Annotated in this window: 21 protein-coding genes; 14 read left to right on the top strand and 7 right to left on the bottom strand. The window is 74.1% G+C overall.

The features are described from left to right. Nucleotides 1-212 precede the first annotated feature (212 nt). The 5 genes from ACIGG8_RS17645 to ACIGG8_RS17625 all read right to left on the bottom strand — a co-directional run bounded on the left by ACIGG8_RS17645 (nucleotide 213) and on the right by ACIGG8_RS17625 (nucleotide 7,261). A complete protein-coding gene (locus ACIGG8_RS17645; protein WP_396548961.1) occupies nucleotides 213-1,175 on the bottom strand; it encodes a Ppx/GppA family phosphatase in 963 nt (320 codons plus the stop codon). Nucleotides 1,176-1,340: 165 nt separating this feature from the next. Then, nucleotides 1,341-2,627 carry an SUKH-4 family immunity protein gene (locus ACIGG8_RS17640; protein WP_396548960.1) on the bottom strand — a complete coding sequence of 429 codons (1,287 nt, stop codon included), beginning with the start codon at nucleotides 2,625-2,627 and terminating at the stop codon, nucleotides 1,341-1,343. Nucleotides 2,628-3,323: 696 nt separating this feature from the next. Further along, nucleotides 3,324-3,794 carry a DUF5959 family protein gene (locus ACIGG8_RS17635; protein WP_396548959.1) on the bottom strand — a complete coding sequence of 157 codons (471 nt, stop codon included), beginning with the start codon at nucleotides 3,792-3,794 and terminating at the stop codon, nucleotides 3,324-3,326. Between the two features lie 105 nt (nucleotides 3,795-3,899). Further along, the gene (locus tag ACIGG8_RS17630) at nucleotides 3,900-6,779 is read right to left on the bottom strand and encodes a toxin glutamine deamidase domain-containing protein (RefSeq protein ID WP_396548957.1); all 2,880 of its coding nucleotides are present in this window, start codon (nucleotides 6,777-6,779) and stop codon (nucleotides 3,900-3,902) included. 26 nt (nucleotides 6,780-6,805) lie between these two features. Continuing rightward, a complete protein-coding gene (locus ACIGG8_RS17625; RefSeq protein ID WP_396548956.1) occupies nucleotides 6,806-7,261 on the bottom strand; it encodes a hypothetical protein in 456 nt (151 codons plus the stop codon). A 284-nt stretch (nucleotides 7,262-7,545) separates the two neighbouring features. Between ACIGG8_RS17625 and ACIGG8_RS17620 the strand changes: the two genes are divergently transcribed. Next, nucleotides 7,546-8,526: a hypothetical protein gene (locus ACIGG8_RS17620; RefSeq protein WP_396548954.1), complete on the top strand. Its 981-nt coding sequence runs from the start codon at nucleotides 7,546-7,548 to the stop codon at nucleotides 8,524-8,526. A 7-nt stretch (nucleotides 8,527-8,533) separates the two neighbouring features. On the opposite strand, the gene ACIGG8_RS17615 is transcribed toward ACIGG8_RS17620, so the two are convergent. Then, nucleotides 8,534-9,703: an NADH-quinone oxidoreductase subunit D gene (locus tag ACIGG8_RS17615; protein ID WP_396548952.1), complete on the bottom strand. Its 1,170-nt coding sequence runs from the start codon at nucleotides 9,701-9,703 to the stop codon at nucleotides 8,534-8,536. Between the two features lie 37 nt (nucleotides 9,704-9,740). Beyond that, nucleotides 9,741-10,733: an SAM-dependent methyltransferase gene (locus ACIGG8_RS17610; protein WP_396548950.1), complete on the bottom strand. Its 993-nt coding sequence runs from the start codon at nucleotides 10,731-10,733 to the stop codon at nucleotides 9,741-9,743. Nucleotides 10,734-10,862: 129 nt separating this feature from the next. Between ACIGG8_RS17610 and ACIGG8_RS17605 the strand changes: the two genes are divergently transcribed. From ACIGG8_RS17605 to ACIGG8_RS17545, 13 genes are all read left to right on the top strand, one after another. After that, complete coding sequence (locus ACIGG8_RS17605; protein WP_350521634.1) at nucleotides 10,863-12,095, top strand: sensor histidine kinase; 1,233 nt, start codon at nucleotides 10,863-10,865, stop codon at nucleotides 12,093-12,095. A 28-nt stretch (nucleotides 12,096-12,123) separates the two neighbouring features. Next, nucleotides 12,124-12,813, top strand: coding sequence for a response regulator transcription factor (locus tag ACIGG8_RS17600; RefSeq protein ID WP_350521635.1), 690 nt, complete (start codon nucleotides 12,124-12,126; stop codon nucleotides 12,811-12,813). Nucleotides 12,814-12,978: 165 nt separating this feature from the next. Continuing rightward, a complete protein-coding gene (locus tag ACIGG8_RS17595; protein WP_396549105.1) occupies nucleotides 12,979-13,908 on the top strand; it encodes a Rossmann-like and DUF2520 domain-containing protein in 930 nt (309 codons plus the stop codon). Next, complete coding sequence (panC, locus tag ACIGG8_RS17590; protein WP_396548948.1) at nucleotides 13,908-14,813, top strand: pantoate--beta-alanine ligase; 906 nt, start codon at nucleotides 13,908-13,910, stop codon at nucleotides 14,811-14,813. The genes ACIGG8_RS17595 and panC overlap by 1 nt, the downstream gene beginning before the upstream one ends. A 53-nt stretch (nucleotides 14,814-14,866) precedes the next feature. Then, nucleotides 14,867-15,328 carry an aspartate 1-decarboxylase gene (panD, locus tag ACIGG8_RS17585; RefSeq protein ID WP_350521637.1) on the top strand — a complete coding sequence of 154 codons (462 nt, stop codon included), beginning with the start codon at nucleotides 14,867-14,869 and terminating at the stop codon, nucleotides 15,326-15,328. Nucleotides 15,329-15,331: 3 nt separating this feature from the next. Next, the gene (locus ACIGG8_RS17580) at nucleotides 15,332-17,005 is read left to right on the top strand and encodes an L-aspartate oxidase (protein ID WP_396548946.1); all 1,674 of its coding nucleotides are present in this window, start codon (nucleotides 15,332-15,334) and stop codon (nucleotides 17,003-17,005) included. A 4-nt stretch (nucleotides 17,006-17,009) separates the two neighbouring features. Then, entirely contained in the window at nucleotides 17,010-17,981 is a 972-nt protein-coding gene (nadC, locus tag ACIGG8_RS17575) for a carboxylating nicotinate-nucleotide diphosphorylase (RefSeq protein WP_350521639.1), read from the top strand. Nucleotides 17,982-18,028: 47 nt separating this feature from the next. Continuing rightward, nucleotides 18,029-18,814, top strand: coding sequence for a type III pantothenate kinase (locus ACIGG8_RS17570; protein ID WP_350521640.1), 786 nt, complete (start codon nucleotides 18,029-18,031; stop codon nucleotides 18,812-18,814). Between the two features lie 155 nt (nucleotides 18,815-18,969). Continuing rightward, nucleotides 18,970-19,719 carry a hypothetical protein gene (locus ACIGG8_RS17565; RefSeq protein ID WP_396548945.1) on the top strand — a complete coding sequence of 250 codons (750 nt, stop codon included), beginning with the start codon at nucleotides 18,970-18,972 and terminating at the stop codon, nucleotides 19,717-19,719. A 95-nt stretch (nucleotides 19,720-19,814) separates the two neighbouring features. Next, the gene (lysX, locus tag ACIGG8_RS17560; RefSeq protein WP_396548944.1) at nucleotides 19,815-21,371 is read left to right on the top strand and encodes a bifunctional lysylphosphatidylglycerol synthetase/lysine--tRNA ligase LysX; all 1,557 of its coding nucleotides are present in this window, start codon (nucleotides 19,815-19,817) and stop codon (nucleotides 21,369-21,371) included. Between the two features lie 305 nt (nucleotides 21,372-21,676). After that, nucleotides 21,677-22,147, top strand: a complete 471-nt coding sequence (locus tag ACIGG8_RS17555) for a BlaI/MecI/CopY family transcriptional regulator (RefSeq protein ID WP_350521643.1) — start codon at nucleotides 21,677-21,679, stop codon at nucleotides 22,145-22,147. Between the two features lie 9 nt (nucleotides 22,148-22,156). Continuing rightward, nucleotides 22,157-22,693, top strand: a complete 537-nt coding sequence (locus tag ACIGG8_RS17550; RefSeq protein WP_350627584.1) for an amino-acid N-acetyltransferase — start codon at nucleotides 22,157-22,159, stop codon at nucleotides 22,691-22,693. A gap of 91 nt (nucleotides 22,694-22,784) precedes the next feature. After that, a complete protein-coding gene (locus tag ACIGG8_RS17545; protein WP_350521645.1) occupies nucleotides 22,785-23,135 on the top strand; it encodes an Lsr2 family protein in 351 nt (116 codons plus the stop codon). Nucleotides 23,136-23,172 lie beyond the last annotated feature (37 nt).

The raw sequence follows: 23,172 nt of genomic DNA, 5'->3' as shown, positions 1-23,172 counted from the left end.
TGGCCTTCTTCGCGGTGCGCTGGGCCGCCTTGGCGGCCTTGGCGGCCTGCGCAGCGGTGGCGCCCTTGACCGCCTTGCCGAGCCGGCGGCGCGGGCCGTCCGGCCGCGACTGCCCGTCCCCGGGAGCGCGATCCTCCCGCGTTCCGTCCTCGCCCGCTGGTTGCACCACGGGAGACAGCGTAAGCGGAGCGCGCCCCGAACGGGACGCCGTCCTAGGGAGTGAGCTCCGGTCGACGCCGGTCGGTGGGGCTGTCCATGGTGTCCAGACGGCGCAGGATGATGCCCTCGCGCAGCGCCCACGGACAGACGTCCAGCTCTTCGAGGCCGAACAGGTCCATCGCGGCGTCGGCGACCAGCGCACCGGCCAGCAGCTGCTTGGCGCGGCCCTCGGAGACACCGGGGATCTGCGCGCGCTCGGCGACGGTCATCGTGGCCAGCCTCGGCAGCCAGGCGGCCAGCCCGCTGCGGGTGAGCCGGCGGTCGGCGTACGGTCCGGCGTCGGCGGGGGCCGCGCCGGTCATCCGGGCCAGCTGCTTGAAGGTCTTGGAGGTGGCGACCGCGTGCTGCGGCGGCCCGAGCCGGGAGATCTCGCCGACGACGGTGGCCATCTCGGCCCGGATGTGGCGTCTCAGCTCGCGCAGCCCGTCCGGGTCGGCGACGTCCCCGGGCAGCCAGCGTCCGGTCAGCCGCCCGGCCCCCAGCGGCAGCGAGCAGGCGACGTCCGGCTGCTCGTCCAGACCGCAGGCGATCTCCAGCGAGCCGCCGCCGATGTCCAGGTTGAGCAGTCGGCCCGAGGACCAGCCGAACCAGCGGCGGACCGCCAGGAACGTGAGCCGGGCCTCGTCCTGCCCGGACAGCACCCGCAGCTCGACGCCGGTCTCGGCGGTCACCCGGCGCAGCACCTCTTCGCCGTTGGCGGCCTCGCGCACGGCGGAGGTGGCGAACGGCAGGATGTCGACGACACCCTTGTCCTCGGCGACCCGCAACGAGGACGCGACGTGGCCCACCAGCCGCTCGACGCCGGCCTCGCTTATCGCGCCGTCCGCGTCCAGCAGCTCGGCCAGGCGCAGTTCGGCCTTGTGGGAGTACGCGGGCACCGGGGCAGCACCCGGATGGGCGTCCACCACGAGGAAGTGGACCGTGTTGGAACCTACGTCGAGAACACCGAGTCGCATAAGTCTCCACGCTACGCGATCCGTGCCGGGGCGAGGGGGGTTGCGGTGGTGTTCGCGCTGGTCCGGCGGGCACGGGGGCCTCGGGCGGGGCGGCCGTACCCGGTTATCCGATGGACCCGAGGGACCCGAGGGCCCTGTGGCGACGTCAGGTGCCCGGGCACCCCGTCACAGCAAGCCGTCCCACAGCTGCTCCACGATGACGGCCCACCAGTTCTCGGGATCGGCGAAGACCGTGCCGTCCACCTCCACCAGGGCTCGCTGCAGGCGGTCCACCGCCTCGCCCGCGGCCACCGGGTCCAGCCCGCGCAGGGCGGGCCACCAGCCGGCGAACACCTCCAGGCAGCGGACGAAGGCGCGCAGGTCCGCGTTGCAGTGGCGGACGGTCGCGTAGTCCGGGTCCACCGCCCGGACGGCGCCGTCCACCGTGTCGAGCGCCACCACGGCCCAGCCGTCCGTCCCCAGCACCAGCTGACCGGCGAGCGCCGACCGCTCGCGCCCGGCCACCCGGGCGCCCCGGCCGAGCGCGGCGAGGTACGCGGCCAGCGGCGGCAGGACGGTGCCGGGGCGGGTACCGTCCGCGATCGCCTCCGTGCCGGGGTGGTGCAGCGCGAAGAACCCCGGCACGGCCGTCGGCACACCCACGGCCTGCAGCAACGCGGCCGCCTCGCCGGGGAGTTCGGCCCGCATCACGTCCGCCGCACCGAAGCGCTGCACGCCCGCCGGGCCGAACCGGTGCGCGAGCCGCGCGGCGAGCGCCGCGTCGGGCCCGGCCGGCTCGGTCAGTTCGACCGGCGCGACCGGCTCGACCGGCTCAGTCGGACCGCTGCACGCCGGACCGTTCCGCACCGGACTGTTGTTCCGCACCGGGCGGGGGAAGGGCACCCGGTTGCGGGCCGGCCCGTCCGGGGGCGCGGGCAGCGCCCGTACGGCGGCGGCGCGGTGGTCGAACCGCGGGCCGTACGGCAACGCGAAGTCCATGCGGACGTGCGGGAGTTCGGCGGCCAGAGCGTGGGCGCAGTAGCCACCGGGCAGGGCGCTCGGCCGCAGGTCGCCCCGGACGGCGAGCACGTCCTCGGCCGCCACCCCCTGCTCGCGCAGCCACCACCAGCCGCGCAGCGCCGGATGCGGCAGGCCCGCCGCCGAGCGCAGCGCCAGCGACCGTTCCTCGCCCGCGCCGTCCCGGTACGTCAGCTCGACGCGGGCGCCCCTGCCGGTCACCGGCGGCCGGGTCGGGTCGTACCCGCCCGCGCCGACGTAATCCCGGTACAGCCCGACCACTTCGTCCACCGGCACCGAGGGCCACACCGTGAACCGACCGCTCTCCCGGTCCACCACGGCACAGGCTGCCCCGACCTCCTCGGGCGCCCGCCGCTCACCGGTCCGCGGATCCACCGCCACCCGTGCGGGCTCCGCCCACACCACCCAGCCGAGCTCGAACTCGTGCGCGCACACCCGCCTGAGCGCCCCGGACCCCTGCGGCAGATCCCCGTTGATCCACCGGTGCCCCGCCTCCACCGCCTGCGCCCGCGAAACCACCCGGCCACCCCCGTCCCCGACACCCAACCCGACCGCGCCCCGACCGCGCCCCGACCCTACGCCCCCACCCAGCCCCTACTCCCCCGTCCATCCCGGGGCACGAATATGACGACCGGTCTACATATCCACCCAAATCCAGCAACCCGGGCGCCCCAACAGCCCGCGCAGAAAGTCGACCCACCCGACTTCCTACGCAATCCGCCGCTCTCGGGGCGCGAATATGAAGACCGGTCTACGGATTTGCTGCGGACCCCCGCCTCACACGCACAGAAAGTCGGCCCGACCGACTTCTCACGCAACCACCCACCGCTCGCTCAAAACTATGACGACCGGTCTACATATCCGGGCAGGGTCCGACACCGCAGCGCACCAAAAGTCGGCCGGACCGACTTCTGGCGCAAGCCGCTCCCGATCTCGGACGCAGGGAATATGAAGACCGGTCTACATAACCGCCCCGGCCTGCCCAGGGTTGTCGAGCGCAGGAAGTCGGTCTGGCCGACTTCCTGCGCGAAACCTGCTCGGCGAACCCGACAGCGGGCCTGGCCGCCGGATGGAATGCGGCCGCGGGGACGTGCACTGTGGTGTCGGCGCGGCGGGGGCGGGCGGCGCTGTTCAGCTCTGGCGGGGTGGGCGCCATTCGTACGTCATGGGGGCCGTCTCCACGACGTCGCTGGGCCAGGTCTGCCGGACCCGCTCCAGTCGGTCGTGGTGCTCGTCCGTCCAGTTCTCCGGCGGACGGATCCAGAGCATCGCGCTGAGCCGGTCGGGATCGTCGATCGTCACGGCCAGGGAGCGGTCCTCCTGCATGTGGAGGGCCAGGCTGAGCCCGCGGTCTCCGCCGATGGTCGCGTCCGTTCCCGGGGCGAGGCGGCAGAGGTCCTGCTGCCAGGAGTCGAGGTCTCGCTGCGAGAGGTAGAGCTCCAGGCGGGCGTCGACGAAGTCGGTGTGCGCCAGGACATCGGCCCGGAGCAGGTCGTGGCCGGTCGGCACGCCCGGCTGCGGGCGGCCGGTGACGCGCACGATGCAGTGGTCGCCGTCCGCGTCCGCCAGGTGGATCAGGTCCACCGTGTCCTGTTCGGTCACCGTCGGCCTCGCTCTCTCGTGCTGGTCCGGCGCGCATCCTCCCGCATCGCCGCTCTCACGGTCAGACCGCCCCATGACATCGCCCGCCCCACGACATCGCCCGGATCACGTCCGGCAGCCGGCGGGTGTGAGGTCGAGGGGGCGGCCTTCCGGGCCGAGGGCGATCGCCCAGAGGCCTTGGGTGGCGGGGTGGAGGGGCGTGGGGGCCTGGCGGGCGAGTTGGTGGTCCAGGTAGGTGACCGTGTCCCGGTGGTTGACGGCGTTCCAGGCGTGCGGGCGGCCGTAGGCGTCGAGGGTGAGGAGGACGGCCTGGGAGCCGTGGCCGGCGCGACGGAGGTCGTCGGCGAGGCGGTCGAAGGCCTGGCCACTGTCGCCCAGGTCCCGGAAGGGGGCGCCGAGTTCGCGTTCGGCGCGGTCCCGGCCGCCGCGTTCGCCGGCGTCGCCCTCGGTCGGGATGCGCGGGGCGGCGCAGGTGGGCCGGCCGGTGTAGCACTCGACCGCGGAGAGGGCGATCTCCAGGCTGTTGTTGGCCCGGCCGGGTTCGCGGTGGCCGCCGTCGTTGACGGCCTCCGCCCAGCCGTCGACGGCCGGATCGGGGTGGCGGACGGGCAGTCCGTCCCCGTCTCGGGGCGCACGGCGTTCGAGCTCGGCCTGGTGTTCCGGGTCGACGGGGCCGAGCCCGCCGGGCAGCCCGTACGGGCGGCTGTCGGCGATGCTGCGCAGCCGCGCGGCCGGGTCCTCGGGGTGGGCTCCGTGCCGTGCGCGCAGGGCGAGTTGGAGGGCCATCGCGTGGGCGGTCGCAACCGGGACCGCGCCCCAGGCGAGGGTGGGGTCGGCGACGGTGGCGGCGGTGTCCCGGCGTCGGGCGTCCCCGTGGTGCGGCTCGGGTCGGCCGGGTACCGGGGTGGTGCCGACGAGCGGCGGCGCGGTCGGGGCCGGCGGTTCGGCGTGGGCCGGCGGGGGACCGAGGACGGGCGGCGCGGCGCCGACCGGAGGCCGCGGTGCGGGAGCGCCCGGCCTGGGTTCGGCGGAGACTGCCCCGGCCGCCCCTTCCCCACCAGCCCCAGCCCCACCGGCTCCCGACCCGCTGCCGCCTGCCCCGACACCGCTGCCGAACGGCGCCGCCGCGTTCGCGGGCCCACCCCCGCCCGCGAGCGGTCCGGGCCCGATGGCACCGACGGCGCCGATGGTTCCGGTCATGCCGGCCGTACCGGCGGTACCTGCCAGGGGGTACCCGGCACCGTACGCCGGTGTCCCGAAGTGCCCGGCGACCCCGACCGGCCGGATCGCGGACGGAACGTCCACCGCCGGTCCGGGCGCGGCACCGGGCGCGGCACTCGACACAACACCGGGCACGACACCGGGCGACGAACCGGGCGCGGGCGGTGCGCTCACCGAGTCGGTCCGTACGGTCACCGGCCCACCGCCGTGCGTCGGAGCGGAGCCGCCGACCGCGGGGGCCTGGAGCGGGTAGTCCCCGTCCGACCCGCCCGCCGGGCCACCGCCCTGGCGGACCGGCGCGGCGACGGACCGCCCGGACGCCCCGTCGTCCCGCGTGGGCGGCGTCCAGTCGCCGCCTCCGGCCGCCGCCCGGTGCTGCCCCTGCCACCCCCCGGTCGCGTACGAGGCCCCCGACGCCACCGCACCGGCAGGCGCGCCCGCGGCGACGGCGGTGTCCGCCCCACCCGCGCTCGCCCCGCCCGGCGGCCCCGCGACCGGCCCCGCGACCGACCCCGCCGGGTCCGCCACGACGGTCGAGGCCACGGTCGAGGCCACGGTCACCGCGCCGGGCACCTTCGGATCGGCCGTCCCGTCCACGCCCGGGCCGTCGAGCGGCTTCCCGTCCCGGCCGGCCGGGGTGTCCGGCGCCGCCGGCCCGGCGAGCGGCACCCCGTGGATCTCCTTGCCCTGCTCGTCGGTGAGCACCGGCTGCCCGTGCTCGTCAAGCCGGACGGCCAGGTCGGCCACCCCGACGACCGGCTTGCCGTCCGGCCCGGGGACGACCAGCAGCCCGGAGGCGTCGTCCACCGGCGTGCCGTCGGCGCGGAGGATGACCGGCCGACCGTCCTGGCCGAGGACCGGCTGCCCGTGCTCGTCGAGCCTGACGGTGAGCCCGGGCACGCCGACCAGCGGCTTGCCGTCCCTCCCCGCGAGCAGGACCAGCCCGGAGCCGTCCGCGCCGAGCACGCCCGGTTCGCCGAGGGCCACGGGCAGTCCGGCGGCACGCGGGTCGAAGGCGCCGGTGCGGTACGAGGCGGCGGTGACCCCGGTGCCCCGCGCGGTGCCGAGCCGGAGCAGGGCGACGGCGGCCGGCTCTTTGAGGGCTGCGGAGAGGGCGTCCTTCATGGCACGGCCGAGTTCGCCGAGCAGCCCGCCGATCTTCAGCGCGGCAACCTCGACGGCGACCGCCGCCACACCCGCCGCGACCTGTTCGGTGGCGGTGTTCTTCACGTCGGCCGCGAGACCGCCGACGGCCTTCCTCAGCCCGCCGACCACCCCGTCCGCCCCTGCGCCTGTCCCCGTGCCCGCCGCGGTCCCCGTCCGCGGACCGGCGTCGGCCGCCGCGGCGGCCTTGCCCGCCGCCTCCTTGGCCGCGGCGGCCCGCTGCTCGGCCTGCGCGAGGTCGGCGGCGAGCTGCTGCAGGGTTGCGATGATCTCGGCCTTGCAGGTGTCCACGGCCCGGGCGGCCGTGTCGAAGGCGGCGGCGACCAGCGCGACCGCGGCGTGCGCGTCGTCCAGGTGTCCCTTGCCGCCGCCGCTGAAGGTCTGCCAGTACGCCCCGAAGGACTCGACCGCGTGGCCGGAGTTGTCGGCGGTGACGCGCCGGACGGACTCGCCGCAGCGGCGGGTGAGGCGGTCGGCCTCCTTGCCGAACTCCCGCCAGACCCCGGCCGCCTTGCGCAGGACCTCCTCATCGGCCTGCGGCCACGGGTGGCCGGTCCTGGCCAGCACCGGCACCAGTTCTTCGGGCAGTTTCCGGGACACGCGCTTCCCCCTCCGAGCCGGGTCCGTCAGACCGACATGTCCTTGGGGACGGCGGGGGCCGCCCCCGGGGTTGCCCCCGTCGTCGAGTAGACCGCGGAGACCACCGACGCTCCGGGCCCGACCCCCGTCCCGCCCTCGACCGCGGCGCCGAACCCGCCGGCCGCCGAGGTGTCCGTGTCCGTCGTCCGCTCGGCCATCGTGTGCAGCCCGGTCCCGACCTTGCCCACCTGCCCGGCCAACCCTCGCAGCCCGCCGACGAGTTCGCCGTGCGCCGGGCCGTACACGGCGGCGAAGCCGCTGCCGGGCGCGTCCGTTCCCCAGGGGGTGCCGAGCGCGGCGAGGTCCCGTTCCAGGGCGGCCACGGCCTTCGTCAACTCACCCCCGAGCTTCTCGAACTCCCGCCCCTCGCCGTGCAGTTCCCACGGCTTGAGGACGAACCCGCCACCCGTACGGTCGGACGCCCCGGTGCTGCCGCCTGCCATCCCCGTACCTCCCCGTAGCGGACCGGCCGCCATCCTAGGCACGCCCGGGCCTCCGCCCGCAGCGCCCGCCGGACCTCTTCACCCCGCCTTCACCCGCACCGAGCCCGCCGCCCACCGCAACGAGCCCGCCGCCCACCGCCCACCGCCCACCGCCCACCGCCCACCGCCACGAGCCCCCCACCCACCCCCGCGACGGCCCGCACCCACCGCGACCCACCCCGCCCGTAACCGCCGCCACGCCCTCAGCCCCGCCACCACCCCCGCGGAAGCTCTACCCTTGCCGGGTGGCACCAGCAGAAACGTCCAAGAAGAAGGCCAAGGCGAAGCCCGAGGCCTCCCCCGCCCCCGTCGACCTCGCGATGCCGACCCTGCGCCGCGAGATCCCGCGCGACGAGGTCCCGCTCGACTTCCCGCGCGCCTGGGTCGAGTTCGCCGACCCCGCCGACGAGGAGCAGGTCTTCCGCTGCGACCTCACCTGGCTGACCTCCCGCTGGTCCTGCGTCTTCGGCCAGGGCTGCCACGGAATCCGCGAGGGCCGCGGCGAGTCGGACGGCTGCTGCACGCTGGGCGCGCACTACTCGGACGAGGACGACGAGCAGCGCGTCCTGGGCCACGCGGCGCGGCTGACCCCCGAGCTGTGGGAGAACTTCGCCGAGGGCACGGACGCCAAGGGCCGGCTCGTCTCCGACGGCGGCATCACGATGCTGGACGAGGACGGCGACCGCCAGACCCGCCGGGTCAACGGCGCCTGCATCTTCGTGAACAGCCCGGACTTCGCGGGCGGCGCCGGCTGCGCCCTGCACGCGCTCGCCCTCAAGGAGGGCCGCGAGCCGCTGGAGACCAAGCCGGACGTCTGCTGGCAGCTGCCGATCCGCCGTACCTACGACTGGATCGACCGCCCGGACGACACCCGCTACCTGCAGGTCTCGATCGGCGAGTACGACCGCCGCGGCTGGGGTCCGGGCGGCCACGACCTGCACTGGTGGTGCACCGGTGCGCCGGCGGCCCACCAGGGCGCGGAGCCGGTGTACGTCAGCTACCGCCCGGAGCTCACCGAGCTGATGGGCCGGGCCGGGTACGAGGTGCTGGCCCGCCTGTGCGAGGAGCGGATCGCCACCAAGGGGGACCGCAAGGTCGCCCCGCACCCGGCCGACCCCACCACGAAGGCCGCTGCCACGAAGGCCGCCACCACCGAGGCCGCGACCACAAAGGCCACCGGCAACAAGGCAGGGAAGGCCGGGAAGACCGGAAAGGCCGGGAAGTAGGACCGACCTACTTGTCGATGTCGCCGACCACGAAGAACATCGACCCCAGGATCGCCACCATGTCCGCGACCAGCGTCCCCGGCAGCAGCTCGCCCAGCGCCTGGATGTTGTTGAAGGACGCCGAGCGCAGCTTGAGCCGCCACGGCGTCTTGTCGCCGCGCGAGACCAGGTAGTAGCCGTTGATCCCGAGCGGGTTCTCGGTCCACGCGTAGGTGCTGCCCTCGGGTGCCTTGAGCACCTTGGGCAGCCGCTGGTTGACCGGCCCGGCGGGCAGGGTGGCGAGCTTGTCGAGGCAGGCGTCGGCGAGGTCGAGCGAGTTGAGGGTCTGCTCCAGCAGGCACTCGAAGCGGGCCAGGCAGTCGCCCTCCTCGCGGGTGACCACGGTGAGCACCTGCCGCAGTTCCTCGGAGCCGTACGCGAGGTAGGGCTCGTCACGGCGCAGGTCGAGGTCGAGGCCGCTGGCGCGGGCGATCGGGCCGCTGACGCCGTACGCCTGGGCCTGCGCCCGGGTGAGGACGCCGACGCCGACGGTGCGGGCGCGGAAGATCTCGTTGCCGAGGACGAGCTCCTCGAAGACGGGCATCTGCGAGCGGACGGTCGCGACGGCGGTGCGGACCCGGCCGAGCCAGCCGGCCGGGAGGTCCTCCTTGAGGCCGCCGACCCGGTTGAACATGTAGTGCATCCGGCCGCCGGAGGCCTCCTCCAGCACGTGCTGGAGGTCCTCGCGGCCGGTGAAGGCGTGGAAGATCGGGGTGATCCCGCCCAGCTCAAGCGGGTAGGAGCCGAGGAACATCAGGTGGTTGAGCACCCGGTTGAGCTCGGCGAGCAGGGTGCGGATCCACACCGCCCGCTCGGGGACCTCCATGCCGAGCATCCGCTCGACGCCGAGGACGACGCCGAGTTCGTTGGAGAACGCGGAGAGCCAGTCGTGCCGGTTGGCCAGCATGATGATCTGCCGGTAGTCGCGGGCCTCGAAGAGCTTCTCCGCGCCCCGGTGCATGTAGCCGATCACCGGCTCGGCGGTGACGATGCGCTCGCCGTCCAGCAGCAGGCGCAGCCGCAGCACGCCGTGCGTGGCCGGGTGCTGCGGGCCGATGTTGAGCACCATGTCGGTGGTGCCCGCCTCGCCGGTGAAGTTCTCGGCTCCCGCCCCGATGCCGACCGTGGTCTCCCTCATGTCCCCAGAGTCTGCCATCCCGGCGGGGGCTCCCGGATCAGTGCCCCTCGAAGATCTCAAGGGGCGACATGCCGACGGCCTGGAGCAGCCATCCGAACCCGCCCAGCCCGTTCGGGTCGGTCAGCTCGGCCGCTTCCCCCGCCCGGCTCAGCGCCCGCAGGTAGCCCGCGGGGTCGGTGGAGGCGAGGGCAAGCGGCGGGCGGCCGCCGCTCACGCCGAGCGCGCGCAGGGCCTCGCGCTGCGTCGTCCACAGGCTGTGGAGGGCGGGCGCGGCGACGGCGTCCAGGGCCACGTGCGCGGTGACGTCGCAGGAGCCGTCCGGCACCGGGGCGACCTCCCTGCCGTCCCGGAAGCCGGTGAAGGTGCCGAAGGGCGGCCGCCGCCCCGCCGTGTGCCCGTAGTCGACCGCGACGGCCAGGCCGCGCTCCAGCCCGGCGACGGCCCGCGCCCAGGCGGCGTCCCGGGATCCGCCGAACTCGACCACCTCCCCGGGCTCGGCGACCGGCCACCAGCGCTCGGCCCAGGCCGAGTCCGCCTCCGACACCTCGGCGCCCGGTCGCACCGCGCCGGTCACGGTGTCCACCTCGACGTAGCGCAGCACCCCGTCCTCGTCCACCTCGCCGGCGTCCAGCGGCACGTTGTCCAGCCACTCGTTGGCGAACAGCAGCCCGGTCACGCCCTGCGGCAGCTCGTCCGTCCACAGGGCTGTGGACGGAAGTCCGTCCGGGCGCCGCGCGATCTCCACGCCGTACGGGCGCAGCCGCGCCAGCACCCCGGCGGGCAGCTCGGCCAGCACGCCGGTCAGCAGTTCCCCCCGCCCGGCCCCCACGTCCACGAAGGCCAGCTCCTCCGGACGACCGAGGGCCGCGTCAACCTCAAGGAGCAGCCGGGCCACCGCACGGGCGAACCCGGGCGAGGCGTGCACCGAGGTGCGGAAGTGCCCGGCGGGGCCCTCCGGCCTGCGGTAGAAGCCCCGCTCGGGGTCGTACAGGGCCTGTTCCATGGCGGGCGCCCACCGCATCCAAGTCATGGGGCGGGACGCTACCCGGCGGTTCGTGGACCCTCCCAATCGGAGCGGGTGCTTCTCCGACCTACGGAGTAGGACGGATCGCCCTACCGGCGGACCTGGACACACTGAGCGACTGCCTACGCTGGACACGTGCATCGACTCAACGCCTGGCTCCGCCGTCACCCCATGGTGGTCGACTCCGCCTGGGCGGCGATGGTGCTCTTCATCGGCCTGGTGCCGAACGACAACATCCCCGACGACGGCTGGCGCTTCGGCGCGGACGTCCTGGTCGCGCTGGTGCTGCCCGCGCTGATGGTCTTCCGGCGCCGCTACCCGGACGTCACGGTGGCCGCGGCCGCCGGCCTGGGCGTCAGCCAGGTGCTCGCCGACGTCGAGCCGGGCGGGTCCTCGATCGCCTACCTGGTCTTCGCCTACACCGGCGCCGCCTTCGGCCAGAAGTGGACGTCCCGGCTGGCGCTGACCGCCGGGCTGGCCGCCGGGCCGCTGGTGTTCTGGCAGATGCACCCGGTGAAGACGGTCCGCGAGAGCGCCGGCCACTACGTCAGCCGCTCGTACGGCCTCGGCGAGGCGGCACTGATCATGCTGCTGATGAGCACGCCGTTCATCCTGTGCTGGGCGTGGGGCCGGCTGACGAGGGTGCGCCGCGCCTACCTGACCGAGCTGGAGGACCGCGCCGCCCGGCTGGAGCGCGAGCGGGACGCCCAGGCCAAGGTGGCGGTGGCCGCCGAGCGGGCCCGGATCGCCCGCGAGCTGCACGACGTGGTCGCGCACAACGTCTCGGTCATGATCGTCCAGGCCGACGGCGCCGCGTACGTCCTCGACAACTCCCCGCAGCAGGCGAAGGAGGCGCTCGGCACGATCGCCTCGACCGGCCGTCAGGCGCTGGTCGAGATGCGCCGCCTGCTGGGCGTGCTGCGCACCTCCGACACCACCGCCGAGGAGTACGTGCCGCAGCCCGGCGTGGAGGAACTGCCGGAGCTGCTGGAGCAGGTCCGCACCGCCGGGCTGCAGGTGGACTACGCGACCTCCGGGCACCCGCGCGAGCTGCCGCGCGGGGTCGAGCTGACGGTCTACCGGATCGTCCAGGAGGCGCTCACCAACGTCCGCAAGCACGGCGGCCCCGACGTGCACGCCCGGGTCGCGGTCGACTTCGGCGAGCGCGAGCTGGCCGTGCTGGTGGAGGACGACGGCCGCGGCAGCACCGACGAACAGCTGGCCTCCGGCGGCACGGACGGCCTCGGCCACGGCCTGATCGGCATGCGCGAGCGGGTCGGCATGGTCAGCGGCCGGCTCGACGTGGGCCCCCGCCCCGGCGGTGGTTTCCGGATCCGCGCCGTCCTGCCGCTGAAGGCCGCACACTGATCCTCCGCCCCACTTTCTAGGAGCCACCTTGACCATCCGCGTGATGCTCGTCGACGACCAGGAACTGCTGCGCACCGGGTTCCGGATGATCCTGCAGTCGCAGGGCGACATCGAGATCGCCGCCGAGGCGGGTGACGGCGCGCAGGCCGTGGAGCTGCTGCGGCACACCAAGGTGGACGTGATCCTGATGGACGTCCGGATGCCGCGCCTGGACGGCGTGCAGGCGACCCGCCGGATCTGCCTGGCCGAGGACGGCAGCCCGCTGCCGGGCGCCCCGCACGTGCTCATCCTCACCACCTTCGACCTGGACGAGTACGCCTTCGCCGCGCTCAAGGCCGGCGCCAGCGGCTTCCTGCTCAAGGACGTCCCGCCGACCGAGCTGGTGGCCGCGATCCGCGCGGTGCACGGCGGGGACGCGGTGGTGGCCCCGACCACCACCCGCCGGATGATCGACCGCTTCGCCGAGGTGCTGCCCACCCCGCAGAGCGCGCCCGGCTCGAACGTCCTCGGCCCGCTGACCGAGCGCGAGCGCGAGGTGTTCCTGCTGGTCGCCCAGGGCCTGTCGAACGGTGAGATCGCGGCCCGGCTGGTGCTCTCCGAGGCGACCGTGAAGACCCACGTCGGCCGGATCCTGGCCAAGCTCGGCCTGCGCGACCGGGTCCAGGCCGTGGTGCTGGCGTACGAGGCCGGGCTGATCCGGGCCGGGGCCACCGACTGAGCCACCGGCTGAGCCGCCACCGACCGAGTCTCCCTGGCTCCTCGGCGCCGACCGTAGACTGGGGCGGTACGTCCGGTACCCGACGAGTGGACCGGAACGGTCATTCAGGACAAGGGTGGATGCGTGGATCCGTCCGACTTCGCCGGTTCCGGCGAGTTCGCCCCGATCGCCGACGGCCTCGGCGACCCCGCTTTCGGAAATCCCGGTGATCCCGGCAACCGCCCGGCCCGGCTCGCCGTCGGCGTGGTCGGCACCGGCCGGGTCGGCCCCGCGCTGGGCGCCGCACTGCAGCTCGCCGGGCACACCGTGGTCGCCGCGTCGGGGGTGTCCGCCACCTCGCGCCGCCGCGCCGAGGCGCTGCTGCCGGGCGTGCGGATCGTCACCCCGCCGCAGGTGCTGGCCGCCGCCGACCTGGTCCTGCTGACCGTCCCGGACGACGCGCTGGCCGACCTGGTGGCCGGACTGGCCGCCACCGGCGCCGTGCGCCCCGGTCAGCTGGTCGTGCACACCTCCGGCGCGCACGGCGTGGCCGTCCTGGAGCCCGCCACCCGGGCCGGGGCGCTGCCGCTGGCCCTGCACCCGGCGATGACCTTCACCGGCACCTCGGTCGACCTGGACCGGCTGGCCGGCTGCCCCTTCGGCGTGACCGCCCCCGAGGAGCTGCGGCCGGTCGCCGAGGCGCTGGTGGTGGAGATGGGCGGCGAGCCCGAGTGGGTGCCCGAGGAGGTCCGCCCGCTCTACCACACCGCCCTCGCGCACGGCGCGAACCACCTGGTCACCCTGGTCGCCCAGGCGATCGAGCTGCTGCGCACGGCCGGCGTCGCCGAGCCGGGCCGGATGCTCGGCCCGCTGCTGGGCGCCGCCCTGGACAACAGCCTGCGCTCCGGCGACGCGGCCCTCACCGGCCCGGTCGCCCGGGGCGACGCGGGCACCGTGCGGCGCCACCTGGCGCAGCTCAGTACGGTGTCCCCCGACATCCCGGCGGCCTACCGCGCGATGGCCCGCGCCACCGCACAGCGGGCGCTCGCCAACGGAACGATCGACGAAACGTCGGCGGCGGCGCTGCTGGACGTACTGAACGAGGAGACGCGCTAATGGCACGCGGCAAGCAGCCGAACAAGCCCCAGCGGACGCCGAAGGTCCACCGGGCCGTCGTCACCCGCACCGTGGACGACTTCGAGGCCGCGTTCTGGCCGGACGAGCAGCCGGTGGACAACGCCGTGGTGATGACCATGGGCGCGCTGCACGAGGGCCACGCCGCGCTGATCCGGGCCGCCCGCAAGCAGGTCGGCCGGGACGGCCGGGTCGCGGTGACGGTCTTCGTCAACCCGCTGCAGTTCGGCGCGGGCGAGGACCTGGACCGCTACCCGCGCACCCTCGACGCCGACGTGAAGCTGGCCGAGGAGAACGGCGCCGACGTCGTCTTCGCGCCGTCCGTCGAGGAGGTCTACCCGAACGGCGAGCCGCAGGTGCGCCTGGTGGCCGGCCCGATGGGCGAGCGCTTCGAGGGCGCCACCCGCCCCGGGCACTTCGACGGCGTGCTGACCGTGGTCGCCAAGCTGCTGCACATCACCGACCCGGACTTCGCCCTCTTCGGCGAGAAGGACGCCCAGCAGCTGGCGCTCATCCAGCGGATGGTCGCCGACCTGGACTTCGACGTCGAGATCGTCGGCGTGCCGACCGTCCGCGAGGAGGACGGCCTGGCGCTGTCCTCGCGCAACCGCTACCTCTCGGAGGAGGAGCGCACCCGCGCGCTGGCCCTGTCCCGGGCCCTGTTCGCCGGCCGGGACGTCGCCGCGCAGGGCCCCAAGGCCGTGCGCGAGGCCGCCTCGGCCGTCCTGGACGGCGCCGAGGGCGTCACCCTCGACTACCTCGCCCTGATCGACCCGCACGACTTCTCGGAGGCGGCGGACGACTTCCAGGGCGAGGCGGTGCTGGCCGTCGCCGCGAAGGTGGGCGAGACCCGCCTGATCGACAACGTCCGCATCATCGTCCGGTAGACCCGGCAGTTCCGACCCCCTCAGGCATGCACTCACAGGAGGCGTGACCCGCAATGCTCCGCACCATGCTCAAGTCCAAGATCCACCGGGCCACCGTGACCCAGGCCGACCTGCACTACGTCGGCTCCGTCACGGTGGACGAGGACCTGCTCGACGCCGCCGACCTGCTCCCCGGCGAGCTGGTCCACATCGTCGACATCGACAACGGCGCCCGGCTGGAGACGTACACCATCGCCGGCCCGCGCGGCTCCGGCGTGATCGGCATCAACGGCGCCGCCGCCCGTCTGGTCCACCCCGGCGACCTGGTCATACTCATCGCCTACGGGCAGATGGACACGGCCGAGGCCAAGGGCTACGAGCCGAAGATCGTCTTCGTGGACGAGCAGAACCGGATCACCGGCCTGGGCGGGGACCCTGCGGAGGCCCCGGAGGGCAGCGGACTGCTCCGCGGGGACGCGGCGTACCGTGACGAGGACGGCGCGGCCACCGCGGCCACGCGCCGAAGGAGCCGCTGAGTCATGTCCGTCACCCACCGCCTCACCGCCCCGGCCCCGGGCTGGACCGCCACCACCGACGTGGTCGTGGTCGGGTCCGGCATCGCCGGCCTCACCGTCGCCCTCAACGTCCGCAAGGCCGGCCTGCGGGCCATGGTGGTCACCAAGGCGGTCCTGGACGAGGGCTCGACCCGCTGGGCCCAGGGCGGCATAGCCGCGGCCCTGGGCGAGGGCGACACCCCCGAGCAGCACCTGGACGACACCCTGGTCGCCGGTGCCGGCGTCTGCGACGAGGAGGCCGTCCGCACCCTGGTCACCGAGGGCCCGGACGCCGTCCGCCGGCTGATCGCGGTCGGTGCGGCCTTCGACCGCGGCGAGGACGGCGAGATCCTGCTCACTCGCGAGGGCGGCCACCACCGCCACCGGATCGTGCACGCGGGCGGGGACGCCACCGGCGCGGAGGTCTCCCGCGCGCTGGTCGCCGCCGTCCGCAGCGACCCCGACCTCGAACTGATCGAGCACGCCCTCGTCCTCGACCTGCTGACCGACGCCGCGGGCCACACCGCCGGGCTGACCCTGCACGTGATGGGCGAGGGCCAGCGCGACGGCGTCGGCGCCGTCCGGGCCCGCGCGGTGGTGCTCGCCACCGGAGGCCTGGGCCAGGTCTTCTCCGCCACCACCAACCCGGCCGTCTCCACCGGCGACGGCGTGGCCCTGGCCCTGCGGGCCGGCGCCGCCGCCGCCGACCTGGAGTTCGTCCAGTTCCACCCGACCGTGCTCTGGCTCGGCGCGGACGCCGCGGGCCAGCAGCCGCTGGTCTCCGAGGCCGTGCGCGGCGAGGGCGCCCACCTGGTGGACGCCGACGGCGTGCGCTTCATGGTCGGGCAGCACGAGCTGGCCGAACTCGCCCCGCGCGACATCGTCGCCAAGGCGATCACCCGGCGCATGCAGGAGAAGGGCGCCGACCACATGTACCTGGACGGGCGGCACTTCGGGGCCGAGATGTGGGAGCACCGCTTCCCCACCATCCTGGCCTCCTGCCGCTCCCACGGCATCGACCCGGTCACCGAGCCGATCCCGATCGCCCCGGCCTCGCACCACGCCGCGGGCGGCGTCCGCACCGACCGGCACGGCCGCACCTCCGTCCCCGGCCTGTACGCCTGCGGCGAGGTCGCCTGCACCGGCGTGCACGGCGCCAACCGGCTGGCCTCCAACTCCCTGCTGGAGGGCCTGGTCTTCGCCGAGCGGATCGCCGCCGACCTGGCCGAGCGCCACGCGGCCGGCGAACTGCCCGAGCGCACCGTGGACGTCGCCGCCGCGCAGGCCGCCGTGGCCGTGCCGCTGCCGGCCTCCGAGTCGCGCGCCGAGATCCAGCGGCTGATGTCGCGCGGCGCGGGCGTGCTGCGCTCGGCCGCCTCGCTGGCCGACGCCGCGGCCGGGCTGGCCCTGCTCGCCGAGCAGGCCCGGTCCCACATGGCCGAGGAGAAGCCGGCCGACCCCCGGGTGGAGACCTGGGAGGCCGCCAACCTCCTGCTGGTCGCCACCGCCCTGGTCGCGGCGGCTGCGCAGCGCGAGGAGACCCGCGGCGGCCACTGGCGCGAGGACTTCCCCGAGCGTGACGACGCCCACTGGCGACGTCACCTGATCACCACCCTCGCCGCCTCCGGCGACCCCGTCAGCACCCCCGAGGAGCAGTAGAACCATGACCCACGCGCACGAGGAACTCCCCCTGGCCGATCAGGGCGGCGGCTGCGGCGACGGCTGCGCCTGCGGGGACGGCGAGGGCTACGAGACCGGCCTGGACCCGCAGCTGGCCGAGCTGCTGGAGGAGGCCGGACTGGACCCGATCGAGGTGGAGGACATCGCCACCCTGGCGCTGGCCGAGGACCTGGCCGGCGGCGAGGACGTCACCTCGGTGGCCACCGTGCCCGCCGACGCGGTCGCCACCGCCGACTTCACCGCCCGCGAGGCGGGCGTGGTGGCCGGCCTGCGGATCGCCGAGGCGGTCGTCTCGCTGATCTGCGAGGAGGAGTTCGAGGTCGAGCGGCACGTCCAGGACGGCGACCGGGTGGAGGCCGGCCAGGTGCTGCTGTCGGTGCGCTCGCGCACCCGCGACCTGCTGACCGCCGAGCGCAGCGCGCTCAACCTGCTCTGCCACCTGTCCGGCATCGCCACCGCGACCCGGGCCTGGGCGGACGCCCTGGAGGGCACCGGCGCGGTCGTCCGGGACACCCGCAAGACCACCCCGGGCCTGCGCGCGCTGGAGAAGTTCGCGGTGCGCTGCGGCGGCGGCGCCAACCACCGGATGGCGCTCTCGGACGCGGCCCTGGTGAAGGACAACCACGTGGTCGCCGCGGGCGGCGTGGCCGAGGCCTTCCGGGCCGTCCGGGCCGCGTACCCGGAGCTGCCGGTCGAGGTCGAGGTGGACGAGCTGGCGCAGATCCAGCCCGTCCTGGAGGCCGGCGCGGACCTGATCCTGCTGGACAACTTCACCGTCGAGCAGCTGAAGGAGGCCGTCGCGCTGGTGGCCGGCCGGGCGAAGCTGGAGGCCTCCGGCGGACTGACCCTGGTCAGCGCGCGCGAGGTCGCCCAGACTGGTGTCGACTACCTGGCCGTGGGCGCGCTGACCCACTCCTCGCCGATCCTGGACATCGGCCTGGACCTGCGCGCCTGACCGTCAGGAGCAGAGCAGACCCGTCCCGACTCGCAGAAAGCGTCCCCGTGCTCCTCACCATCGACGTCGGCAACACCCAGACCACGCTCGGCCTGTTCGACGGCGAGGAAGTGGTGGAACACTGGCGGATCTCCACCGATCCGCGCCGCACGGCCGATGAACTGGCGGTGCTGCTGCAGGGGTTGATGGGCAACCACACCGCGGTCCGGGAGGCCTCGGTGGAGGGCCTGGCGATCTGCTCCTCCGTCCCCGCCGTGCTCCACGAGCTCCGCGAGGTGACCCGCCGCTACTACGGCGACGTCCCCGCGGTGATCGTGGAGCCCGGCGTGAAGACGGGCGTCCACGTCCTGATGGACAACCCCAAGGAGGTCGGCGCCGACCGGATCGTCAACGCGCTGGCCGCCAACCACCTGTACGGCGGCCCGTGCATCGTGGTCGACTTCGGCACCGCGACCACCTTCGACGCCGTCAACGCCCGCGGCGACTACGTCGGCGGCGCGATCGCCCCCGGCATCGAGATCTCCGTCGAGGCGCTCGGCGTCCGCGGCGCCCAGCTGCGCAAGATCGAGCTGGCCCGGCCGCGCAACGTGATCGGCAAGAACACCGTCGAGGGCATGCAGTCGGGCATCCTCTACGGCTTCGCCGGGCAGGTCGACGGCCTGGTCGAGCGGATGGCCCGCGAACTCGCCAAGGACCCGGACGACGTCCAGGTGATCGCCACCGGCGGCCTCGCCACCCTCGTCCTCGGCGAGGCCACCACCATCGACGTCCACGAGCCCTGGCTGACCCTCATCGGCCTGCGCCTGGTGTACGAGCGCAACCGGCCGAGCTGAGCGGCGCTCAGCGGGCCGTCCCGGGCAGCCGCGAAGTCCCGGAGGTCCTCGCCCCGCCGCCGACCGCGCGGCGCCTCATTTCCCAGCGGGCCGATCGTGCGGACTTCGGCGCGACGTTACCGACAAATCGGATATTCCTCACGTAGTGTCAGTCCATGCCTACGCCACACGGATCGCGCGGCGGCATGGCCTTCAGCGCCGACGAAGTCCGCGTGCTGCGCCGCGCCCTCGCCCAAGCCCTGCACCCCGCCGTTCCCGTCCACCTCCAGGTGCCCGACCGGCCGGCACTCGCCGGGCCGGGCGCCGAACTCTGGGCGGAGGACGTCCAGGACGCGCTGCGCCTGACCGAGGCGATCGACGAGGCCGTCCAGGAGGGCGGCCGGCTGCGCGCCTTCCTGCTCGCCGACCTCGGCCGCTACCGCTCCGCCCTGCCCGGCAGCGCGCCCGGGTACCTGGAGCGGCTGGAGGAGGCGGTGTCCGACGGCTACCTGCCCGGGCCCGAGGACCTCACCGCGCTGCGCGGGCTGACCCGTCAGCCCTGCGGCCACGGCGAGCGCTCGCGCCGCTCGCGGCTGGCCGGGCGCTGCCACGCGCTGGCCGAGGCCGCCGTCCGCGAACGCCTCGCCCTCGCCACCGGCCAGCCGCGCCACCTGGTGGCCGTACCGAGCCCCGCCGCACCCCCGAGCAGTCACCCCACCCCTGTAGGAGGACGGACCACCATGAGCAGCACCGACTCCCGCCCGGAGCAGCCCGCCGAGCCCGCCGCCGCGAAGACCCCGCCCCGCCCCCACCGGATGCCCACCCCGGCCGAGCTCTTCGGCCGCCGCCCCAAGCCCCCGGCCAGGCCCGCCCCGCCGGCCGAGGAGGCCCCCGAGGAGATCGAGCTCGCCACCGGCACCGGCTGAGCCGCCCCGGCCGGTGAGGGGAGACCGCCGCCGCGGTCTCCCCTCACGCGCAATCCGGTCGCGGAGCACGGTGTACGGCTGGCTACCCTTGTGGGGTGAGCGATCAGAGCCTTGTTCCCGCGACCGACGACCTTCCCGAGCAGATGCGCGTCCGGCGCGAGAAGCTGGACCGGCTCCGGGCGGCCGGCGTCGACCCGTACCCGGTCGGATTCCCCCGCACCAGCACCATCGCGGACCTCCGTGCCAAGCACCCGGACCTGGAGCCGGACACCGCCACCGGCGAGCGCGCCGGCATCACCGGCCGGGTCATCCTCTCCCGCACCGGCGGCAAGCTGTGCTTCGCCACCCTGCGCGACGGCACCGGCGACCTCCAGGTGATGTTCTCCCTGGACAAGCTGGGCGCGGAGCGGCTGGCGGCCTGGAAGTCCGACATCGACCTCGGCGACCAGGTCGGCGTCGAGGGCGAGGTGATCACCTCCAAGCGCGGCGAGCTGTCCGTGATGGTGGACCGCTGGGAGCTCACCGCCAAGTGCCTGCGCCCGCTGCCGGACAAGCACAAGGGCCTGACCGACCCGGAGGCCCGGGTCCGCCAGCGCTACGTGGACCTGATCGTCAACCCCGAGGCCCGCGAGATCCTGCACCTGCGCAGCCGCGTGGTCCGCTCGATCCGCCGCACCTACGAGGACCGCGGCTACATCGAGGTCGAGACCCCGATGCTGCAGCCGGTGCACGGCGGCGCCAACGCGCGTCCGTTCAAGACGCACATCAACGCGTACGACATCGACCTCTACATGCGCATCGCCCCCGAGCTGTACCTCAAGCGGCTGGTGGTCGGCGGCGCCGAGAAGGTCTTCGAGATCAACCGCAACTTCCGCAACGAGGGCGCGGACTCCACCCACAACCCGGAGTTCACCTCGCTGGAGTCGTACGAGGCCTACGGCGACTACGACACCCAGGCCGAGCTGATCCGCGCGACGATCGTCAACGCGGCCCGGGACGCGCTGGGCACCACGGTGATCAAGGGCGTGGACGCGCACGGCGTCGAGCACGAGATCGACCTGGCCGAGCCGTGGGAGGAGGTCAGCGTCTACCCGGGCATCTCCGCGCACCTGGGCGTCGAGGTCACCCCGCAGACCACCGTCGAGGAGCTGCGCAAGCTGGCCGCCGAGCACGGCATCCCGTTCGAGAAGGACTGGGGCCACGGTCAGATCGTGCTGGAGATGGTCGAGCGCCTGCTGGAGGAGAACGCCGTCCGGCCGACCTTCATCAAGGACTACCCGACCGAGGTCTCCCCGCTGACCCGCAAGCACCGCTCGATCCCGGGCGTGGCGGAGAAGTGGGACCTGGTGATCTTCGGCACCGAGATCGGCACCGCCTACTCGGAGCTGGTCGACCCGGTCGAGCAGCGCGCCCGCCTCACCGCCCAGTCCCTGCTGGCGGCCGGCGGCGACGTCGAGGCGATGCAGGTGGACGAGGACTTCCTGCGCGCGCTGGAGTACGCGATGCCCCCGACCGGTGGCCTCGGCCTCGGCGTGGACCGCCTGATCATGCTGCTGACCGGCAAGAACATCCGGGAGACCGTGCTCTTCCCGCTGGTCAAGCCGGAGCCGAAGGCTTCCGCCGCGACGGCGGAGAAGACCGAGGAGGAGTGACCTGATGGACTACGTCAGCGCGATCGTGCCGCCGCTGGTCATGGCGATCGGCTTCGGGTTCCTGGTGCGGGCCATCATCCGCAGCCAGGGCGGGAGCCGGAAGGCCAAGGAGGACTTCGACTGATCCCCCCGGGGGTCCGGGCCGTCCCCGGGCCCCCGACGACCTGCGGGCGGACCCGCGACCGACGCCGTCAGCCGCCCCGAACGACCGGCGCGCCGCCATTCCCGAATCCCGGGGGTGGCGGCGCGCCGGTTTGGCGCACTTCACAAGATTTGCCCCATTCACTCCCTATCCTGGCCGCACTATGGTCCGGCAACTCGGCGAACTTGAGAACGCCATCATGACCCGGGTGTGGCAGTGGAACCGACCGGTGACGGTTCGCGAGGTTCTCCTGGATCTGCAGTCGGAACGCGAAATCGCGTACACCACGGTGATGACCGTCCTGGACAAGCTCCACAGAAAGGGCTGGCTGCGCCGCGAGCGGGCCGGCCGGGCCTATCGATATGAACCGGTCTCCTCGCGTGAGGCGTACACGGCGGCCCTGATGAACGACGCCTGGGCCACCAGTGACAATCCGGCGGCCGCCCTGGTGCACTTCTTCGGCCTGATGTCGCCCGAGCAACGCGAGGCACTGCGGGACGCGTTGCGGGTCGCCGCTCTGTTCCCGCCCGATCCGCCGGGGGCGGATTCCGCACCGGCGGACGGCCCGGATACCGCCGAGGCGGATACCGGCGGACCGGATACCGGTGGGACCGCACCCGGGGCGACGCGATAACGTCCCGCCATGGAGGTCACCATCCGCCGCGCACGGACCACGGACGTGCGGGCAGTACGCAGGCTCATCGACGCCTACTCGCGCGACGGCATTCTGCTGGACAAGCCCACTGTCACACTGTTCGAATCCGTCCAGGAGTTCTGGGTCGCGGAACGCGACGACAACGGCGCGGTGGTGGCCTGCGGCGCCCTGCACGTGATGTGGGAGGACCTCGCCGAGGTCAGGACGCTCGCGGTCGATCCGGTCTGCCAGGGCTTCGGCATCGGGCACCTGCTGCTGGAGAAGCTCGTGCAGACGGCCCGCTGGCTCGGCGTCCGTCGGATTTTCTGCTTGACGTTCGAGGTCCCGTTCTTCGCGAAACACGGTTTCGTCGAGATCGGGGAGGTCCAGGAAACCGATGATGGTACGACAGACCCGGCGGCGATCGCTACGGATGTCTATGAAGAACTCCTCCGCTCGTACGATGAAGGCGTCGCCGAGTTCCTCGACCTGGAGCGCGTGAAGCCCAACACACTGGGCAACTCGCGCATGCTGCTGCACCTCTGACCGGCTCCGCCCGGGTCAAGGGTTTGTGTTTTCCGGAGAAAAGCGCTTTCCTTTCCTTAGGCAATGGGTCGTTTAGCGGAAAGGGAAGCCCGTGGCACAGAGGGTGCAGGTCATTCTTGAAGACGATCTCGACGGTGGTTCGGCGGACGAGACGGTGACGTTCGCGCTCGACGGCGTTGCCTACGAGATCGACCTGAAGAGCGCCAACGCGGACAAGCTCCGCGGCCTGCTGGCGCCGTACGTGGAGAAGGGCCGCAAGCAGAGCGGCCGGCTTGCCGGCGCCCGCCGCCCGGGCCGCGGCGCCGCCCAGCGCCCCTCCGGCAGCGCTCCGGACACCGCGAAGGTCCGCGCGTGGGCCAAGGAGCAGGGCATGGACGTCAACGACCGCGGCCGCGTGCCGAGCACGGTCCGCGAGGCCTACGACAAGGCCAACGCGTCCTGACCCCGGCGCCGCCGGCACGCCGGAGCGGATGCGGGGC

It is taken from the genome of Kitasatospora sp. NPDC085464 (assembly GCF_044541955.1).
Classification (GTDB): Bacteria; Actinomycetota; Actinomycetes; order Streptomycetales; family Streptomycetaceae; genus Kitasatospora.
Note: the sequence above shows the minus strand (reverse complement) of the source record. Positions and strands in the feature narration are given on the sequence as shown.

Coding starts and splice junctions, on each gene's coding strand:
- ACIGG8_RS17645 (WP_396548961.1), bottom strand. CDS start 1,175: ATGCGACTCGGTGTTCTCGACGTAGGTTCCAACACGGTCCACTTCCTC.
- ACIGG8_RS17625 (WP_396548956.1), bottom strand. CDS start 7,261: ATGGCAGGCGGCAGCACCGGGGCGTCCGACCGTACGGGTGGCGGGTTC.
- ACIGG8_RS17615 (WP_396548952.1), bottom strand. CDS start 9,703: ATGAGGGAGACCACGGTCGGCATCGGGGCGGGAGCCGAGAACTTCACC.
- ACIGG8_RS17610 (WP_396548950.1), bottom strand. CDS start 10,733: ATGACTTGGATGCGGTGGGCGCCCGCCATGGAACAGGCCCTGTACGAC.
- panC (WP_396548948.1), top strand. CDS start 13,908: ATGGCACGCGGCAAGCAGCCGAACAAGCCCCAGCGGACGCCGAAGGTC.
- panD (WP_350521637.1), top strand. CDS start 14,867: ATGCTCCGCACCATGCTCAAGTCCAAGATCCACCGGGCCACCGTGACC.
- ACIGG8_RS17580 (WP_396548946.1), top strand. CDS start 15,332: ATGTCCGTCACCCACCGCCTCACCGCCCCGGCCCCGGGCTGGACCGCC.
- nadC (WP_350521639.1), top strand. CDS start 17,010: ATGACCCACGCGCACGAGGAACTCCCCCTGGCCGATCAGGGCGGCGGC.
- ACIGG8_RS17565 (WP_396548945.1), top strand. CDS start 18,970: ATGCCTACGCCACACGGATCGCGCGGCGGCATGGCCTTCAGCGCCGAC.
- ACIGG8_RS17555 (WP_350521643.1), top strand. CDS start 21,677: ATGGTCCGGCAACTCGGCGAACTTGAGAACGCCATCATGACCCGGGTG.
- ACIGG8_RS17550 (WP_350627584.1), top strand. CDS start 22,157: ATGGAGGTCACCATCCGCCGCGCACGGACCACGGACGTGCGGGCAGTA.